This window comes from Allocoprococcus similis (assembly GCF_054660775.1).
In genome coordinates, this window is sequence record NZ_BAAHSG010000053.1 from 1 (window position 1) to 1717 (window position 1717).

Here is a 1717-nt window from a genome sequence, read left to right on the forward strand (position 1 = left end):
TGATATGCTACCCTCATATAGGACAATGAAATATAAAAGTCCTATATGGGGGTATTTTCATGTCCAGAAAAAGCAAAATAGATCCAATAGTAAAGGTAAAAATAGTTGAGCAGTATCTTGATGGAGAGATTGGATTGAATCAGGCAAGTAAAAAAATTGGAGTCGCTTGTCCGAGTATTAGAAAATGGATTTCTATATACAAATGCAATGGACCAGCAGGTTTACTTAATCAACCTAAAAACAAGAGTTACTCAAAAGCACTAAAAACATCTGCGGTAAATGATTATCTTAATGGAATAGGCTCTCTTTATGATATTTGCTTAAAATACGAAATCCGGTCACAGACACAACTTTTGAAGTGGATTCAGGTGTATAATTCTGGTGGAATATTAAAAACGTCCACTGGAGGTGCTTGCATGAAAAAAGCAAAATCAACGACTTTTGATGAAAGATTAAAAATCGTTACAGAATGCCTTGCGAACGACAAGAATTATGGGGCAATGGCACTGAAATACCAATGTTCCTATCAACAGGTTTATAACTGGGTAAAACGATATGAAGAAATGGGAAGTAAAGGTCTGGAAGATCGCCGTGGTAGACGAGTCGGATCATTACCAAGTCGTACACCTGAGGAAGAATTACGTGATAGAATCGCTGAACTCGAAAGAAAAAATCTGGATTTACAAATGGAAAATGATCTGTTAAAAAAAGTCAGAGAACTGGAAAGGAGGGATCATTAACTTTAGTTCACCGTTTAGCCGCATATAAGGCAATCAAAGAATTATCTTCTGCCAAGGGATATCCAGTAGATAAACTTTGTAAGTATCTTAATATTACACGCTCTGCATACTATCACTGGCTAAAACATCCGAAAAGCAATAACGAATTGCAGAATGAAACGTTATCTATTGAAATTCAAAAGATACATAAAGAACATCCGGATATGGGATATCGTAGAATCCGAGATGAATTAGATGGACACAAAGGAATTCATGTGAATGATAAACGAGTCCTCCGCATCTGTAGAAAATATGATATAAAGTCAAATATTAAATGGAAACCAAAAAGCTGTACCAAGGGAGACCGAAATCCCGATCACATTTCCAAAAACTATTTACATCGGGATTTTCATGCAGATAAACCGAATGAGAAATGGCTTACCGATGTATCTGAGTTTAAATATTACAATGGAAATGAAGTACATAAGATATATTTGAGTGCCATTTTAGATTTATACGATCGAAGAATTGTAACTTTTAAAATAAGTGACCATAATGATAATCCATTAGTTATGAATACTTTTGATGAAGCAGTTCGCTTGGAACCTGATGCACATCCGCTCTTCCACTCTGATCGTGGATTTCAATATACAAGTGCACAGTTCTGTACCAGGTTAAAGAAACATCATATGAAACAAAGTATGTCCAGAGTTGCCCATTGTATTGATAATGGACCAATGGAAGGATTTTGGGGAATTCTAAAACGAGAGATGTATTACTGCCAACATTTCAATGATAGAACAACCTTAATTGCAGCTATAACCAATTACATCAATTACTACAATAACCAACGATTGCAAAGAAAGTTAAATGTGATGACACCAATGGAATATCATAATCAATATATAAAAGCAGCCTAAAAATATCGCCAGCCGTAAATCGGCTGACGATACAAAAATTTATTATTTTTTATTGTCCTCTTGACAGGTAGCACACCA

2 protein-coding genes are annotated in these 1717 nt (G+C 35.2%); both read left to right on the forward strand.

Going from position 1 to position 1717, the window contains the following annotated elements; all coding sequences use genetic code 11:
* Positions 1-59 precede the first annotated feature (59 nt).
* Entirely contained in the window at positions 60-740 is a 681-nt protein-coding gene (locus ACYQ5K_RS16335) for a helix-turn-helix domain-containing protein (RefSeq protein WP_201856693.1), read from the forward strand.
* Between the two features lie 32 nt (positions 741-772).
* The gene (locus tag ACYQ5K_RS16340; RefSeq protein WP_330586145.1) at positions 773-1639 is read left to right on the forward strand and encodes an IS3 family transposase; all 867 of its coding nucleotides are present in this window, start codon (positions 773-775) and stop codon (positions 1637-1639) included.
* Positions 1640-1717 lie beyond the last annotated feature (78 nt).